At 61.6% G+C, this 16,408-nt stretch carries 15 protein-coding genes; 6 read left to right on the top strand and 9 right to left on the bottom strand.

The window, feature by feature from the left end:
• Window positions 1-44: 44 nt before the first annotated feature.
• Genes miaA through PS14A_RS01880 form a run of 5 tightly spaced genes read right to left on the bottom strand, consistent with a single transcriptional unit; the run spans window position 45 to window position 6,308 of the window.
• A complete protein-coding gene (gene miaA, locus PS14A_RS01900) occupies window positions 45-1,016 on the bottom strand; it encodes a tRNA (adenosine(37)-N6)-dimethylallyltransferase MiaA (RefSeq protein WP_212615160.1) in 972 nt (323 codons plus the stop codon).
• On the bottom strand, window positions 1,016-2,923 hold the full coding sequence (gene mutL, locus PS14A_RS01895; RefSeq protein WP_212615159.1) for a DNA mismatch repair endonuclease MutL: 1,908 nt from the start codon (window positions 2,921-2,923) through the stop codon (window positions 1,016-1,018). Before mutL ends, miaA begins: the two co-directional genes overlap by 1 nt.
• On the bottom strand, window positions 2,920-4,350 hold the full coding sequence (locus tag PS14A_RS01890) for an N-acetylmuramoyl-L-alanine amidase (protein WP_024011366.1): 1,431 nt from the start codon (window positions 4,348-4,350) through the stop codon (window positions 2,920-2,922). Before PS14A_RS01890 ends, mutL begins: the two co-directional genes overlap by 4 nt.
• Window positions 4,351-4,821: a tRNA (adenosine(37)-N6)-threonylcarbamoyltransferase complex ATPase subunit type 1 TsaE gene (gene tsaE, locus PS14A_RS01885; protein WP_130910048.1), complete on the bottom strand. Its 471-nt coding sequence runs from the start codon at window positions 4,819-4,821 to the stop codon at window positions 4,351-4,353.
• Window positions 4,809-6,308 carry an NAD(P)H-hydrate dehydratase gene (locus PS14A_RS01880; RefSeq protein ID WP_212615158.1) on the bottom strand — a complete coding sequence of 500 codons (1,500 nt, stop codon included), beginning with the start codon at window positions 6,306-6,308 and terminating at the stop codon, window positions 4,809-4,811. The genes tsaE and PS14A_RS01880 overlap by 13 nt, the downstream gene beginning before the upstream one ends.
• A 63-nt stretch (window positions 6,309-6,371) precedes the next feature.
• Between PS14A_RS01880 and queG the strand changes: the two genes are divergently transcribed.
• Entirely contained in the window at window positions 6,372-7,451 is a 1,080-nt protein-coding gene (gene queG, locus PS14A_RS01875) for a tRNA epoxyqueuosine(34) reductase QueG (protein WP_137215197.1), read from the top strand.
• On the opposite strand, the gene PS14A_RS01870 is transcribed toward queG, so the two are convergent.
• The gene (locus PS14A_RS01870) at window positions 7,433-8,047 is read right to left on the bottom strand and encodes a trimeric intracellular cation channel family protein (RefSeq protein WP_178081165.1); all 615 of its coding nucleotides are present in this window, start codon (window positions 8,045-8,047) and stop codon (window positions 7,433-7,435) included. The two genes, queG and PS14A_RS01870, sit on opposite strands and share 19 nt — an antisense overlap.
• A 183-nt stretch (window positions 8,048-8,230) precedes the next feature.
• Window positions 8,231-8,773, bottom strand: a complete 543-nt coding sequence (gene orn, locus PS14A_RS01865; protein ID WP_016771957.1) for an oligoribonuclease — start codon at window positions 8,771-8,773, stop codon at window positions 8,231-8,233.
• A gap of 107 nt (window positions 8,774-8,880) precedes the next feature.
• Here orn and rsgA point away from each other — a divergent pair, with 107 nt between their 5' ends.
• The 3 genes from rsgA to PS14A_RS01850 all read left to right on the top strand — a co-directional run bounded on the left by rsgA (window position 8,881) and on the right by PS14A_RS01850 (window position 11,670).
• Window positions 8,881-9,912, top strand: coding sequence for a small ribosomal subunit biogenesis GTPase RsgA (gene rsgA, locus PS14A_RS01860; protein WP_212615157.1), 1,032 nt, complete (start codon window positions 8,881-8,883; stop codon window positions 9,910-9,912).
• Between the two features lie 313 nt (window positions 9,913-10,225).
• Window positions 10,226-11,185: a caspase family protein gene (locus PS14A_RS01855; protein WP_137215196.1), complete on the top strand. Its 960-nt coding sequence runs from the start codon at window positions 10,226-10,228 to the stop codon at window positions 11,183-11,185.
• The gene (locus tag PS14A_RS01850) at window positions 11,185-11,670 is read left to right on the top strand and encodes a toll/interleukin-1 receptor domain-containing protein (protein WP_137215195.1); all 486 of its coding nucleotides are present in this window, start codon (window positions 11,185-11,187) and stop codon (window positions 11,668-11,670) included. The genes PS14A_RS01855 and PS14A_RS01850 overlap by 1 nt, the downstream gene beginning before the upstream one ends.
• 264 nt (window positions 11,671-11,934) lie before the next feature.
• Here PS14A_RS01850 and motB read toward each other — a convergent pair whose 3' ends face one another.
• Together motB and motA are read right to left on the bottom strand one after the other, a co-directional pair.
• Window positions 11,935-12,975, bottom strand: a complete 1,041-nt coding sequence (gene motB, locus PS14A_RS01845) for a flagellar motor protein MotB (RefSeq protein WP_137215194.1) — start codon at window positions 12,973-12,975, stop codon at window positions 11,935-11,937.
• Between the two features lie 3 nt (window positions 12,976-12,978).
• On the bottom strand, window positions 12,979-13,830 hold the full coding sequence (gene motA / locus PS14A_RS01840; protein WP_024011357.1) for a flagellar motor stator protein MotA: 852 nt from the start codon (window positions 13,828-13,830) through the stop codon (window positions 12,979-12,981).
• Window positions 13,831-13,996: 166 nt separating this feature from the next.
• Between motA and PS14A_RS01835 the strand changes: the two genes are divergently transcribed.
• Both PS14A_RS01835 and rhdA read left to right on the top strand, forming a co-directional pair.
• Window positions 13,997-15,535: an HDOD domain-containing protein gene (locus tag PS14A_RS01835; protein ID WP_212615156.1), complete on the top strand. Its 1,539-nt coding sequence runs from the start codon at window positions 13,997-13,999 to the stop codon at window positions 15,533-15,535.
• A 42-nt stretch (window positions 15,536-15,577) separates the two neighbouring features.
• Window positions 15,578-16,402 carry a thiosulfate sulfurtransferase gene (rhdA, locus tag PS14A_RS01830; protein ID WP_212615155.1) on the top strand — a complete coding sequence of 275 codons (825 nt, stop codon included), beginning with the start codon at window positions 15,578-15,580 and terminating at the stop codon, window positions 16,400-16,402.
• Window positions 16,403-16,408: the final 6 nt, after the last annotated feature.

Genomic DNA, 16,408 nt, shown 5'->3' with positions numbered 1-16,408 from the left:
CTTCGGCCGTCACACCCCCAAGGATAGACGGCAATTGCAAGGACTCAGCTCAATATGGAGATGGTCCCAAGGTATTTCAAGGCGCGTGGCAGATTGTCGCAATCAAGACTGTCCAGCCAGTGCAAATCGTCCCAGCTGCGCAGCCAGGTAAACTGGCGTTTGGCCAATTGGCGCGTGGCGATGATGCCCCGCTCCTGCATCTGGGCCAATGTCAGCTTGCCGTCCAGGTAATCCCAGACTTGGCGGTAGCCTACCGCACGTATAGACGGCAACCCCGAATGCAGGTCACTTCTCTTACGCAGGGCTACGACCTCGTCGATGAATCCCTGTTCCAACATCTTTGTGAATCTTTGTTCAATTCGCTGGTGCAGAACCTGGCGATTCGCCGGAGCAATGGCCAGGTTCGCGACAGTATAGGGCAATTGTTGGCGTCCCGAAGCGGCTGCTTCAGTACTTTGCGCAGATTGTTGCTCGCGCAGGGCGGTCATGCTCTGCCCGCTGACTCGATACACTTCCAGCGCCCGACTCAAGCGCTGCGGGTCATTGGGATGAATGCGCGCCGCCGACACCGGATCGATTTGCGCCAGTTGATCGTGCAGGGCTTGCCAGCCGAGGCGTGCAGCTTCTTCCTCGATCTGCGCACGGACCTCGGGATCGGCCGCCGGCATGTCCGCCAGACCTTCGACCAGAGCCTTGTAATAGAGCATGGTGCCGCCGACCAGCAGCGGGATCTTTCCTCGCCCAGTGATCTCGGCCATGGCCTGCAACGCGTCGCGACGAAAATCGGCAGCGGAATACGCTTCAGCAGGATCGAGAATGTCGATCAGCCGGTGCGGATATTCGGCGAGCAGTTCTTTCGAAGGTTTGGCCGTGCCGATGTCCATGCCGCGGTAGACCAGCGCCGAATCGACACTGATCAATTCGCACGGCAGCACCTTGGTCAGCTCGATGGCCAGATCGGTCTTGCCCGCAGCGGTCGGGCCCATCAGGAAAATCACTGGAGGAAGCTGGCTCATCAACGACCGCGCAGGAACAGTTTGTCCAGATCGTCCAGGCCCAACTGGGTCCAGGTCGGTCGGCCATGGTTGCATTGACCGCTGCGCTCGGTGTTTTCCATGTCGCGCAGCAGGCCGTTCATTTCCGGCAGGGCCAGACGCCGGTTGGCGCGGATCGCGCCGTGGCAGGCCATGGTGCCGAGCAATTCGTTGAGGTGCGCCTGGATACGGTCGCTGGTGCCGTACTCCATCAAATCCGAAAGCACGTCGCCGACCAGTCGATTGGCTTCGGCTTGCTTGAGCAATGCGGGAATCTGCCGGATCGCCAAGGTTTCCGGCCCCAGGCGCTGCAATTCAAAACCAAGGCGCTGAAACCAAGCGGCGTGTTCTTCAGCACAATCGGCCTCGCGCTGACTCACGGCCAGCGACTCCGGCACCAGCAACGGCTGGCCACTAAGACCTTCGCTGGCCATGGCGATCTTCAGGCGTTCGTACATGATTCGTTCGTGGGCGGCATGCATGTCCACCAGCACCAGACCATGGGCGTTCTCGGACAAAATATAGATGCCCTTGAGCTGCGCCAGTGCATAGCCGAGCGGCAGGATATCTTCCTGACCGGTCGGCAGCGCGCTGGCATTGGCTTCAGGCAGCGGCGCGAAGAATTCCTTGTAAGCGGCTTGAGCCTCGGCAGCGGGCACCACCGATTGCGGACGCGGCGTGTATTGATACTGATAAGCGCCGCCAGCGCTGGCACCAGACGCAGTGTTGAAAGCCGGCTGGGCCTGCGGCTGCTCCAGCAGCGCATTGGCGGCCAGACGCATCTCTCCCTGCGGGCCGAACTCGCCAGCCTCGATGCCACTCGGCCGAACAATCGCCGTGGTGACCGAGCCGGCCAGTTGATCTTCCGGACGCACATCGCCCAACGCGCGGTGCAGCGTGCCGTACAGGAAATCATGGACCATGCGCCCGTCACGGAAACGCACTTCGTGTTTGGTCGGGTGCACGTTGACGTCTACCGCCGCCGGATCGACCTCGAAAAACAGCGCGAAGGTCGGGTGCCGGCCATTGAACAGCACATCGCGATAAGCCTGACGCACCGCGTGGGCGACCAGTTTGTCGCGCACTGCCCGACCGTTCACAAAGAAATACTGCAAGTCAGCCTGGCTACGGTTGAAGGTCGGCAAACCGACCCAGCCCCACAGATGCAAGCCATTGCGTTCGATCTCGATCGGCAACGCCTGCTCAAGAAAACCCGAACCGCAGATCGCCGCCACCCGCCTTGCGCGGGCTGCATCATCGTGGGCCTCGTGCAGGCTGAGGATGGTCTTGCCGTTGTGGCGCAGATGAAAAGCCACGTCGAAGCGCGCCAGCGCCAGACGCTTGATCACTTCTTGCAGGTGATCGAATTCGGTTTTTTCGGTCTTGAGGAATTTACGCCGCGCCGGGGTGTTGAAGAACAGGTCGCGGACTTCCACCGAAGTGCCGACCGGATGCGCCGCCGGCTGCACGCGCGGCGCCATGTCCCGGCCTTCAGTCTCGACCTGCCAGGCCTGGTCGGCATCGCGGGTACGCGAGGTCAGGGTCAGACGCGCCACGGAGCTGATCGACGCCAGCGCCTCGCCACGGAAACCCAGGCTCATCACCTGTTCGAGGTCTTCGAGATTGCGGATCTTGCTGGTGGCGTGACGGGCCAGGGCCAGCGGCAGGTCGTCGGCGGAGATGCCGCTGCCGTCGTCGCGCACGCGCAGCAACTTGACGCCGCCCTGTTCGACATCGACATCAATACGCCTGGCGCCGGAGTCGAGGCTGTTTTCCAGCAGCTCCTTGATCACCGAAGCCGGGCGCTCAACCACCTCTCCGGCGGCGATCTGGTTCGCCAGTCGTGGACTGAGAAGCTCGATGCGCGCCGTGTTCGATACCTGGCTCATTCTTTCGACGCCAGTTCGGTGCCGGGAATGGTCAGGTGCTGACCGACTTTCAACTCGTCACTTTTCAGGTTATTGGCAGCACGCAAGGTGGCCGGCGAAACCTGATAGCGCACGCCGATCATCGCCAGGGTTTCACCCGGGCCGACACGGTGGTCGCGCGGGCCTTGGGCAATCTTGCCGGAATCACGCAGCCAGGCGATGTAGGTGCCCGGTGGCGGATTCTGCTGGAAGAACTGGCGCACGCCGCTGCTGATCGAACGGGCCAGCGCTTGCTGGTGGCTCGATGCGGACAGTTTGTTCGCTTCGTTGGCGTTGGAGATAAAGCCGGTTTCGACCAGGATCGACGGGATGTCCGGCGACTTCAGCACCATGAAGCCGGCCTGTTCCACGCGCTGTTTGTGCAGTGGCGTGACCCGGCCAATGTTGGTCAGGACCTTCTGGCCGACGTTGAGGCTGGAGGTCAGCGACGCTGTCATCGACAGGTCGAGCAACACGCCCGCCAGCATACGATCCTTGTCGTCGAGGCTGACGTTGCCGGCACCGCCGATCAGGTCGGAACGGTTTTCACTGTCGGCCAGCCAACGGGCGGTCTCGGACGTAGCGCCACGATCAGAGAGGGCGAACACCGAAGCACCGAAAGCTGCTGCGGACGGCGCGGCGTCGGCGTGGATCGAGACGAACAGATCGGCGCCCTTCTTGCGTGCGATTTCGGTTCGCCCGCGCAATGGAATGAAGTAGTCGCCGGTACGGGTCAGCTCGGCGCGGAAGCCTTTCATGCCGTTGACCTGACGCTGCAACTCGCGAGCGATCTGCAGTACCACGTCTTTCTCACGCTGGCCGCGCGAACCGGACGCGCCCGGGTCTTCACCACCGTGGCCGGCGTCGATCACCACAATGATGTCGCGCTTGCCGGCCGGGGCTGGCGGCAACTTGATCGCCGGCTCAGTCGGGGTAACCGGCACTGCCGGCACAGTCGCCACCGACGGCGTCGGGGCCGGCGGCGGCGCGGCATCGGCCGGGTTGTCGAACAGATCGACCACCAGACGGTTGCCGTACTGCGCGTTCGGCGCCAGCGAGAAGCTTTTCGGGGTGACGGCTTTTTTCAGGTCGATGACCACGCGCAGGTCGGTCGGTGTGCGCTGAGCCGAGCGCATCGCAGTGATCGGCGTGTTCGCGGTCTGCACGTTCAACGGCGCGCCGAGGGTGGCGCCGTTTATGTCGATGACCAGCCGGTCCGGGGCTGTCAGGGTGAAAACGCTGTGCTGCACCGGGCCGCTGAGGTCAAAGACCAGTCGCGTGTTGTCCGGCGCCCGCCACAGGCGCACGCTGTTGACCTTTGAATCGGCCACAGCGTTGACGGTTACTGCCATCAACATCAGTCCAGCGGCAGCCACCAACGCGCGAAAGCGCATACCAAACCCCATCATTTAATTGGATTCCAATGCCAAAGCGGCACACCAGGCCTCGCCACGCGAGCCCTGGGCTAAAATTTTCAGCGAACGCCCGCTGTCTTGCGGGCCAATGGTAATGGTCAGGTCAGGCTTTGGCAAAAAGCCTGCACCTTTATCGGGCCACTCGATCAGGCACAGGGCATCGTCTTCGAAGTAGTCGCGGATGCCGAGAAACTCCAGTTCCTCGGGATCGACCAGGCGATAGAGGTCGAAGTGGAAGGCACGAATGTCACCGATCTCGTAGGGCTCGACCAATGTGAAGGTCGGACTTTTTACCGCGCCAACATGCCCCAAACCGCGAATGATGCCCCGCGACAGCGTGGTTTTGCCCATACCCAGATTGCCTTCGAGAAAAATCAGGCCATGGCCCTGGGTGACGCGGGCGATCCGTGCGCCAAAGTCGCTCATCGCCTGTTCATCGGCCAGGTACAGGGTTACTTCAGACACGGTGCTTGCTCCTCCAACAACTGACGAATGGCTGGAATCAGATCACTGGCCGCCAGCCCACGGCCGAATTTGCCTTGTTGCATACCCGCGTTGGCATGCAGCCAGACGGCCAGGCATGCCGCATCGAACGCGTCCATGCCTTGGGCCAGCAATGCGCCGGCCAGACCGGCCAGCACATCGCCGAGCCCGCCCGTGGCCATCGCCGGATGGCCCTGATGACAGAGGGCCAGACGCCCGTCTGGATGGGCGATCAGACTGCCGGCACCTTTCAGAACCACTACCGCTGAATACTTTTTGCTCAACGCCAGAGCAGCGGCCGGGCGATCGGCCTGCACCTCGGTGGTGCTGACGCCAAGCAAGCGCGCCGCTTCACCCGGATGCGGGGTGATCACGCAATCCTTGGGCAACTGGACAAAATCGCTGGCCAGCAGGTTCAACGCGTCAGCGTCCCACACCTGCGGCAGCGGCGCATTGGCGGCAGCCGACAACAGGGCACGGCCCCAACTGGCCTGACCGAGGCCCGGCCCGACCACCAATACCGAAACCTTTTCCAGCAGACCCATCAGTTGATTGGCTGACGAGGTGCCGAGCGCCATAGCCTCCGGCACCCGAGTCAGCGCCGCCGGCACATGCTCTGGGCGAGTCGCCAGCGAAACCATGCCCGCGCCGCCGCGCAAGGCCATTTCCGTGCTGAGCAGAATCGCTCCGCCGAACCCGTGATCGCCGCCGATCAGTAACACATGACCAAAGCGCCCCTTGTGCGAGGTCGGCGCGCGCGGCGCAAGTGCTGGAAGATTAGCGGCGCTCAGGCGTTGAGCGCAGACGGGAATGTCACTGAAAATTTCGTCGGTGGCTTGCAAGTCGTTGAACACCAGTTCGCCGATATGATCCGCCGCATCGCCGGTCAACAGCCCGACCTTCATACCAATGAATGTCACCGTGAGATCGGCGCGGACCGCGACACCCAGTTCACGCCCGGTATCGGCACATAGCCCGGAAGGAATATCGACCGCCGCTACCGGCAAACCGCAGGCGTTGATCGCCTTGATCGCCGATGCATAGGGCTCACGCACTTCGCCGCTCAGGCCTGTGCCGAGCAAGGCATCGAGGACGACACCGTGCAGCTCGCTTTGCGCCTGCCAGCCTTGCACCACAACACCTGCGGCCACCGATTCGACATGGGCCAGCGCGGCATCACCCTGCAAACGCTGCGGATCGCCGACGGCGAGAACGCGCACCATCCAACCGGCCCGCAGCGCCAGCCCGGCCACCAGATAACCGTCGCCAGCGTTGTTGCCGTGCCCGGCGAGCACGGTCAGTTCGTTCGCTGCCGGCCACTTGCGCACCAGTGCGCGCCACGTCGCGCGGGCGGCGCGTTGCATCAATTCGAAGCCCGGCGTGCCGGCGGCGATCAGCCGCGCGTCGAGTTCGCGCACCTGCGCGGCGCGGTACAGCGCGTCGGGTAATTCATCTTTCGTCTGCGGCATGCGTCTTCGGGCTCCGATGTCTGGCAGAATTATACGCACCTCAGCTCCGGTTTCTCTCGCCTCATGTCCGCCATCACCACAGACCTGCCCGCCCTCGCCCAATCGATCAAGGATTGGGGCCGCGAGCTGGGCTTCCAGCAAGTCGGCATCAGCGGTCTGGACCTGGCCGAACACGAGCAGCATCTACAGCGCTGGCTAGAGGCCGGCTATCACGGCGAAATGGACTACATGGGCGCCCATGGCAGCAAACGCTCGCACCCCGACGAGCTGGTGCCGGGCACGTTGCGCGTGGTTTCCCTGCGCATGGACTACTTGCCGGGCGATACCGAAATGGCCAAACGCCTGGCTGAACCGGAAAAGGCTTACGTGTCGCGTTATGCCTTGGGCCGCGATTACCACAAATTGATCCGTAAACGTGTTCAACAATTGGCCGACAGGATCCAGGCAGAGATCGGCCCGTTCGGTTTTCGTGCCTTTGTCGACAGCGCGCCGGTGCTGGAAAAAGCCATCGCCGAACAGGCCGGGCTGGGCTGGATCGGTAAAAACACCCTGGTCCTCAACCGCAAGGCCGGCAGTTATTTCTTCCTCAGCGAGCTGTTCGTCGATCTGCCGCTACCGGTGGACGAGCCGCATAGCAGCGAACATTGCGGGCGCTGCACCGCGTGTCTGGATATCTGCCCGACCAACGCTTTTGTCGGCCCGTACGTGCTGGACGCCCGACGCTGCATTTCCTACCTGACCATCGAACTGAAAACCGCGATTCCCGAAGAATTGCGGCCATTGATAGGCAATCGGGTGTTTGGCTGCGATGACTGCCAGATCGTCTGTCCGTGGAACCGTTTCGCCAAGCCTTCCGGGGAAAGCGATTTCAAGCCACGGCACAACCTCGACAATGCCGAACTGGCGGAGTTGTTTTTGTGGGATGAAGATAAGTTTTTGAGCAGCACCGAAGGTTCGCCGTTGCGGCGGGCGGGATATGAGCGCTGGTTGAGGAATCTGGCGGTGGGCCTGGGCAATGCGCCTTCAACGATTGTGGTGCTGGAAGCGTTGAAGGCGCGACGGGATTATCCTTCCGATCTGGTGCAGGAACACGTCGAGTGGGCGCTCAGGCAGCATGCCGAGCGTCAGGGCGCGTCGTTGTAGACAAACTTGGGCATTTCCCAATGAAAACGGATCGCCAGCAGGCGTAGCAAGAACCCACCGAACAGCGTGATCAGAATCGCCTGCTCGCCTGGCACGTTCAGGTACAGGCAAAGCATGTAGCACCACGCAGCGGCAAACGACACGCTGGCGTAAAGCTCACGACGAAAGATCAGCGGAATGTCGTTGCAGAAGATGTCACGAAGGATGCCGCCGAACACCCCGGTAATGACGCCGCTGACAGATGCCACCAGCATGCCGTGGCCCATCTCCAGAGCGGTCATGCAACCGATCAAGGTGAATGCCACCAGGCCCACCGCGTCGAGTACCAGAAACAACGAGCGCAGGTGGCGCATCCAGCGTGCGGTGAACACGGTAAACATTGCCGCCACCGACGTCAGCACCAGGTATTCCGGGTGCTTGACCCAAGTCAGCGGGTAGTGCCCGAGCAACACGTCGCGCACTGAACCGCCACCGAGCGCGGTGATGCAGGCGATCAGCACCACGCCAAACCAGTCCATGCCGCGTCGTCCGGCGGACAGCGCGCCAGTCATGGCTTCGGCGGTGATGGCGATCAGATAGAGCATCAGCAACATGATGGCAGTCCAGGCAGGAAGGCGCGCAGTCTAGCCATTTCGGTGCTGCACCAGAAGAGGGCGCCTCAGCAAACACAACTCCCTGCAGGCGCCGCCGAAGGCTGCGATCTTGTAGTTTTGCTTTTTCAGGTGCAAAACCAAGATCAAAAGATCGCAGCCTGCGGCAGCTCCTACACAGGGATCGCGTCAGAACTTGATGAAGTGCTTGCGGTAGTGCTGCAGCTCGGCGATCGATTCGCGGATGTCGTCCAGCGCCAGGTGGGTGCTGCCCTTCTTGAAGCTGTCGCGCACATCCGGAGCCCAGCGCGCGGCCAGCTCCTTGAGCGTGGAGACGTCGAGGTTGCGGTAGTGGAAGTAGCTTTCCAGCGCCTTCATGTGGGTATAAAGGAAGCGGCGGTCCTGGCAGATGCTGTTGCCGCAGATCGGCGATTTGCCCTTCGGCACCCACTTTTCCAGGAAGGCGATGGTCTCAGCTTCTGCCTCAGCCATGCTGATGCGGCTGTCGCGTACACGCTGGGTCAGGCCGGAATTGCCGTGGGTGCGGGTGTTCCACTCGTCCATGCGCGCGAGCACTTCGTCGCTGTGATGGATGGCGATCACCGGGCCTTCGGCCAATGTATTCAGCTCACTGTCGGTGACGATGGTGGCCATTTCGATGATGACGTCGTTGTCCGGGTCCAGACCGGTCATTTCCAGGTCGATCCAGATCAGGTTCTGCGGGTTTTGCATATTCGGGCTCCTAGGCAATGCTGCGCAGTTTAGCCTAGGCCGGTGGCCGGGCGTGCTAAACTCGCGGCCGTTTTACCTAATCGCTGCATTCTTCAGACGGAACACCCATGGCCAAACGCCAACTCAATCGTCGTCAAAACTGGCGCATCGAAAAGATCCAGGGCGAGCGCGCCGCACGCGCCGCCAAACGCGAGTCCTCGGCGGTCGAAGCCCTCGAGGGCGGCGACCTTGGCCCAGAGCAACACGGCCTGGTGATCGCCCACTTCGGCGTGCAGGTCGAAGTCGAAGCCGTTGACGGCGAACTCGCCGGTCAAGTGTTCCGCTGCCACTTGCGCGCCAACCTGCCAGCGCTGGTCACCGGCGACAAAGTCGTCTGGCGCGCCGGCAACCAGGGCATTGGCGTGATCGTCGCGCAACTGCCGCGCAGCACCGAGCTGTGCCGCCCCGACAGCCGTGGTCAGCTCAAGCCGGTTGCCGCCAACGTCGACATGATCGTCATCGTTTTCGCGCCGCTGCCCGAGCCTCACGCCAACCTGATCGACCGCTATCTCGTCGCCGCCGAACATGCCGGCATCCGCCCGCTTCTGCTGCTGAACAAATTCGACCTGATCGACGAGCAGAACGCCCCGGCATTGAATGCGTTGCTGGCGGTGTATCGCACGCTGGGTTATCCGGTGCTGGAAGTCTCGGCGCACCACGGCGACGGCATGGAGCAACTGCAAAAGCAGCTCGACGGGCGCATCAGCGTATTCGTTGGTCAGTCCGGCGTCGGCAAGTCGTCGCTGGTCAACAGCCTGCTGCCGGAAGTCGATACCCGCGTCGGGCCGTTGTCCGAGCTATCCGGTCAGGGCACGCACACCACCACCACCGCGCGCCTGTTCCACTTCCCTGGCGGCGGCGAACTGATCGACTCCCCGGGCATCCGCGAATTCGGTCTGGGCCATGTCAGCCGCGCCGACGTCGAAGCCGGTTTCATCGAGTTCGACGACCTGCTTGGCACCTGCCGTTTCCGTGACTGCAAGCACGATCGCGAACCGGGTTGTGCGCTGCTCAAGGCACTCGAAGACGGACGCATCCAGCAGCAGCGGATGAACAGCTATCGCTCGATCATCGCCAGCCTGCCTGAAAACGGCTATTAAACAGTCACGCCGGCGGCCCTGCACTATGGGCCGTTGGCTGTCGTACTGCATCTGACTGACGCCTCTCGCTGTTAAACATCAGTCTCTTCTGTAGGCTTTTGCGCACCTGCTCGCAGGACCTTTCTGTTTTGCCGCGCAGACCTTGTAGGTCTGCGCCAGCGGCCTACATTCGTTTCCTCCTTCGCTCACAGCGACTTTCGAGGAAACCCATGCACAGCTGTCATTCATTCATCAGCCATTCGTCTCGCTGCGCCCGCTTGCGTTATCCCCACAGAATCGTCAGCGCGTTCAGCCTGCTCACGGTGGTGTAACCATGCGCAAGGCACTGTTCATCGGCATCAACGATTACACGCATATTGGCGGGCTCAGCGGCTGTTGCAACGACGCCATGGCCATGGCCTCGGTACTGAAAACCAACGCCGATGGCGACCCCAACTTCAAGAATCTGATACTGACGTCCGCCGAGGATTACCTGAGCCGGCAAAAACTCGAAGACCAGATCCGCGAGTTGTTTTCCGGCGACTGCAACGTCGCTCTGCTGTATTTCGCCGGTCATGGCGGTTTCGACGCCGACACTGACGAAGGCATGCTGATCCCGCAGGATTACCGCAACGCCAAGGACGGCATCCGCATCAGCGACATTCTCAACTGGGCGGACAAAGCCACGCGGATCAAAAACAAAATGATCATCCTCGACTGCTGCGAAAGCGGTTCGGCCGGCGAAGTGCGCGCCTTGCGCAGCGAGAGCAGCATGGTCAGCGAAGGCATGACCATCCTCACCGCCTGCAAAAAAGCCGAGCCGGCACTGGAGGGCGCGCAGCACGGCGTGTTCACCGGCCTGCTGCTGCAAGCGCTGCATGGCGGCGCGGCGAATATCCTCGGCAAAATCACCCCCGGCAGCCTGTACTCCTTCGTCGACAACGCGCTCGGCCCGTGGGAGCAGCGTCCGGTGTTCAAGACCAATGTGTCGCAGTTCATTTCCCTGCGCGAAGTCTCGCCGCTGATTCCCAAGGAGATCCTGCGCAAATTGCCGAACTGGTTCGCCGAAGCCGAATCGGTCTTCCCGCTCGACCCCAGCTACGAACCCACCGAAATGGCGTTCATACAGGAGCACGGCGAGATCTTCGCCCAGTTGCAGAAGTGCAACCGCCACAGCCTGATCGAACCGGTCGACGCCGAGCACATGTACTACGCCGCCATTCACTCCACCGGCTGCCGCCTGACGGCACTCGGTGCCTATTACCGCGAACTCGCCCTCAAAGGACATTTCTGATGCCAGTCTTTATCAGCTACCGCCATGTGGATCGCACTCATGCGATCGCCATCAACACCCGTCTGACCCAAGCGAAGATCAGGACTTACCTCGACGTGCTGGATCCGGAATCGCAGACCACCGACGACATCACCGGGGTCATTACCCGCAACATCACCGAGTGCACGCATCTGCTGGCGGTGGTATCGGAGAAGACTGCACTGTCGTGGTGGGTGCCGTTCGAGATTGGCGAGGCGACGATCAGCAACCGGCGGATCTGTACGTTCAAGACCGGGCCGGCACAACTGCCGATCTATCTGGACAAGTGGCCGAAGCTGAGCACGGCCAGCGACCTGGATTTCTTTATCGATGCGTATCGTGATGAGGTGTCGAACAAGCGGTCGATGGCGCTGGATTCGATCAGCGAATCGGTCAAGGGGGCTTACAAGCGCGATGCGGAGATGTTTCATGAACAGTTGAAGAACCGGATTCGTCGCGGGTTTTAGAATTTTGTCACTTTCGAAAAGCCCCTCACCCTAACCCTCTCCCAGAGGGAGAGGGGACTGACCGAGGTGAATGTTCCAAGTACACCGACCTGAAATACCGAGTCGAACTCGAATTCGAAAAGCACACAAATCGGCTCCCTTTCCCCCTCGCCCCCCTTGGGGGAGAGGGCTGGGGTGAGGGGGGGTTGTTCTTGGCAACGCACCAAATACAAAGCCGAAAATCAGCCCAAAAAAAACCGACATCACTGTCGGTTTCTTTTTAAATCACTGCTTCGGCGCTGGCGCTGCCCCACCCGGCTCAGCCGGCTTCGGCGCAGCGTCATCAAAGAGATTCAAGCGTTCGCGCAACTCATGAGCCGGCACTGGCTGCTTGTCCGCCGGCAACGCATCCGGATCAACCGGGGCTGCCGGAGCAGCACCGTTCTGCCCCTGATCCGCCGGTTTCGCCGCCTCAGGGCCCTGCGCACCTTCAATCGCCGCCTGGGCTTTTTTGGTCAGCACGACAATGTCGATCCGGCGGTTAACCGGGTTGAACGGGTTTTCCCGGTCGAACAACGCCGACGAGGCATAACCGACCACCCGCGCCACCTGCGCGTCCGGATAGCTGCCGGCGACCAATGCGCGACGCGCGGCGTTGGCACGGTTGGCCGAGAGTTCCCAGTTGCCGTAGTCGCCAGTGCCGATATACGGCTTGGCGTCGGTGTGGCCGCTGATGCTGATCTTGTTTGGCACCGCTTTGATGGTGTCGGCCATGGCCAGCAGGATGTCTTCGAAGTACGGCTTCAGGCGTGCGGACCCGGAGTCGAACATCGGCCGGTTCTCGGCGTCCATGATCTGGATGCGCAAGCCGTTCGGGGTGATTTCGAAGAGGATCTGATCCTTGAATTTCTGCAGTTGCGGGTTCTCGTCGACCTTGTTCTGCAGTTCTTGCAGGAGCAGTTCGAGACGCTCCTTCTCGACCTGCTCGGCCATGCCTTCAACCTGATCGGTGTCGACCGTGACCTTGTCCGGCTGTGGCTGCGACTTCACTTCCGGGTTGAGGGTGTTTTCCGGCGCCAGGGTCGGTGTACCGCCGAGGTCGATGATGTACGGCGTGCCGCTTTCGGAGAAGCCGACCGGGTCCTTGAAATAACCGGCGATAGCGATCTTCTGTTCCGGCGTAGCGGTGGACAGCAGCCACAGCACCAGGAAGAACGCCATCATCGCCGTGGCGAAGTCGGCGAAAGCGATTTTCCACGCCCCGCCGTGGTGCCCGGCGGCAATGCGCTTGACGCGCTTGACGATGATCGGCTGATTATTTTCCATGACTTAGCGACCGCGAACCGCTTGTTCCAGCTCGGCGAAGCTTGGACGGTGCGCCGGATACAGAACCTTGCGCCCGAACTCGACCGCCAGCGACGGCGGCATGCCGGACGCCGAAGCCACCAGCGAGGCCTTGATGGCTTCGTAGACGTTGAGCTCTTCCTTGGCATCGTGGGCCAGGGAATGTGCCAGCGGACCAAAGAAACCGTACGCCGCGAGAATACCGAAGAAGGTACCGACCAGTGCCGCACCCACGTGCAGACCGATCGACGCCTGGTCGCCCTCGCCCAGCGAGGCCATGGTCACCACGATACCGAGTACCGCCGCGACGATACCGAAACCGGGCATGCCGTCGGCGATGCCGTTGACTGCGTGCGATGGGTGCTCGAGGTCTTCCTTGAGGCTGTACAGCTCCATGTCGAACAGGCCTTCCAGTTCGTGCGGAGCCATGTTGCCGGAGGACATGATGCGCAGGTAATCGCAGACGAACGCAGTCATGCGTTCATCCTTGAGCACCGCCGGGTACTTGGCGAAGATCGGGCTCGCGGCGGCATCTTCGATGTCGCCTTCGATGGCCATCATGCCTTCGCGGCGGCTCTTGTTGAGGATCTCGTAGATCAGCCCGAGCACTTCCAGGTAGAAGGTGTGGGTGAAGCGCGAACCGAACATGCTCAGGGATTTCTTGAGCACGTGCATCGTCATGTAACCGGGGTTGGCCTGGAGGAATGCACCGAGGGCCGCACCGCCGATGATCATCACCTCGAAGGGCTGGATCAGGGCGGCAATCTTGCCGTGGGAGAGCACGTATCCGCCGAGCACGCTCGCGAATACGACGATGATGCCGATAATTTTAGCCATAGGTAGAAGGTACTTGTTTAAGTCGGGTTCAAGGTCATATTCGGAAGTTAAAAAATCTCTTCTTCTACTTATCGGCAAAACTGCGCCAGACTATAGCCAGTTCAGGCGAAAAGCCAATTTAGCCCATGCCGGGCGCGTCTACAGTCAGTGAAGATCTCGTCCAGACATGGCTAATGAAACGAACATTCCATCGGTAAAACCGAGCACCCTCCAGGCTTGGGTCAAGCTGCTCGACAGCGTTCGCCTGCCCGTACCACAAGAGGCTCACGACAAAGTCTGCCGGGCGATCCGCGACAATCGCAGCTCGCTGCGCGACATCGCTGAGTTGATGCAGGACAGCCCGGCGCTGGCCTTGAGCATCATCCGTGAGGCGAATCGTCACACCCACGGCACCATGGCCGCGCCAGCGGAAAATCTCGAGGTGGCAATCAATCGCCTGGGCCTTGCGCGCACCGAAGAATTGCTCGCGCGCCTGCCCGCCGAACCGCACCGGCAGATCCCCAAGGCTTTGCGCCAATTGCAGTTGATCAGCCAACACGCGACACAGCAGGCCAACGGCTTTTTTGCCAGTCGTCTGGCGCGGCTGTGGCAGGACATCCACTGGGGCAGCTTGCTGTTTTTGTCGCCGCTGTGGCCATTGGCACTGACCTATCCGCAGTTGCTTGAGGAGTGGGAACTGCGGGTGATCCACAAGGGCGAGTCGGCGCGGGTGGTCGAAAAGCAATTGTTCGGCGTGCGCCTGTTGGAGATTGCCGAGGCACTGGTCGAGGCCTGGCATCTGCCGATCTGGGTCGAGCAAGGCTACAAATTACTGCTCGGCGAACAACGCGAACTGGTCAAAGTGCTGCGCATCGCCCGTGACAGCGAGCACCCGCTACGTCAGCAGAACCGCCTCGACGATGACCCGACATTGCGCCGCTGGCTCAACCAGCCGGCGAATACCGTACTGCTGGCCAATGGGCTGGCGCTGTCGGCGCAACAGGCTTGGGACAGTCCGCACAGCAAGCGCTGGCAGTATCTGACCAGCCTGTATCTGCAGATTTCCATGGACGAAGTGCAGCAACAGTTGCACCAGCAAGCGGCGAACAGTGCGCGTCAGCATGCAATGCCCGATCTGTGGCACCCGGCGGTTTCGCTGCTCTGGCCGTGGGGTACTCGTCGCTTGCCGGCCGGCATGCTCCCGGCCGCAGCGCCGAATGCGGATGACTTGGGCCAGTGGCGTCGGCAATGCGCCGAACTCCTCGCCGAGCCCAGCCGCTTCACCAATGCCATGAGCCTGACCGTCGCCGCCCGCGAGGCACTGGTGGCGAGCGGCATGCGTCGGGTGATGATTCTGATGGCCGACCGCACGCACTCGACCCTGCGCGTGCACCAGACCGCCGGTTTGCCGAAGGATGCGGCGGCGCTGAGTTTTGTCGTCAGCCAGAGCAAGGTCCTGCAACGCTTGCTCGCCCAGCAGGCGCAGGTGCGCATCACGCCGGAGAACAACGGGCAATTCTCTGCCTTGTTACCGGCGAGCCTGCGCACGCTGTTTCGCGGCGAGCACTTATTCTTGCGCTCACTGGTGAATAACGGCCGGGTGATCATGATCGTCGTTGCCGATCAGGGCGGCGGGCCGTTCGCCGACATCACCGTACAAGCCTTCGGCAAAACCGCGCAGTGCATCGAAAAAGCCCTGCACAGCTTTAGCAGCCGTGGCCAATGAGCCTGCGCTACAATCCTCCCCTTTGTGCTCTGGAGACCTCACATGTCTGACTTCTCTGGCTTGCCGCTCGTCATCGAGCCGAGCGACCTGCTGCCGCGTCTGGAGTCCCCGGAACTGATTCTGGTGGACCTGACCAGCCCTGCCCGGTATGCCGAAGGTCACTTGCCCGGCGCACGTTTTGTCGACCCGAAACGCACCCAGCTCGGCCAGCCACCGGCGCCCGGGCTGATGCCGGCGAAGGCCGATCTGGAAGCGTTGTTTGGTGAGCTCGGTCATCGCAAAGATGCGGTCTACGTGGTGTATGACGATGAGGGCGGTGGCTGGGCCGGGCGCTTCATCTGGCTGCTCGATGTCATTGGCCACGACAAGTACCACTATATAGACGGTGGTCTGCCGGCCTGGCTGGCGGACGGTATGCCGATGTCGATCCAGGTACCACCCGTTGTCGGTGGCCCGGTCTCGCTGACCCTGCACGATGAACCGACCGCCACCCGCGAATACCTGCAAAGCCGTCTCGGCGCCGCCGATCTGGCGATCTGGGACGCGCGCGGGCCGCTGGAATATTCCGGCGAGAAAGTCCTCGCTGCCAAGGGTGGACACATCCCCGGCGCGGTCAATTTCGAATGGACCGCCGGCATGGACCAGACTCGTCAGTTGCGTATCCGCAGTGACATGCCGCAGATCCTCGAAAACCTCGGGATCACCAAGGACAAGGAAATCATTACCCACTGCCAGACCCATCACCGGTCGGGCTTCACTTATCTGGTGGCCAAAGCCCTCGGTTATCCGCGGGTCAAGGGCTACGCCGGTTCCTGGGGCGAATGGGGCAACCACCCTGACACGCCAGTCGAGATTCAAGGTTTTTAAGGACAA

The organism is Pseudomonas sp. 14A (assembly GCF_018132745.1).
GTDB lineage: Bacteria > Pseudomonadota > Gammaproteobacteria > Pseudomonadales > Pseudomonadaceae > Aquipseudomonas > Aquipseudomonas mercuritolerans.
The sequence above is the reverse complement of the archived record's forward strand: the minus strand, read 5'-3'. Positions and strand labels throughout refer to the sequence as shown.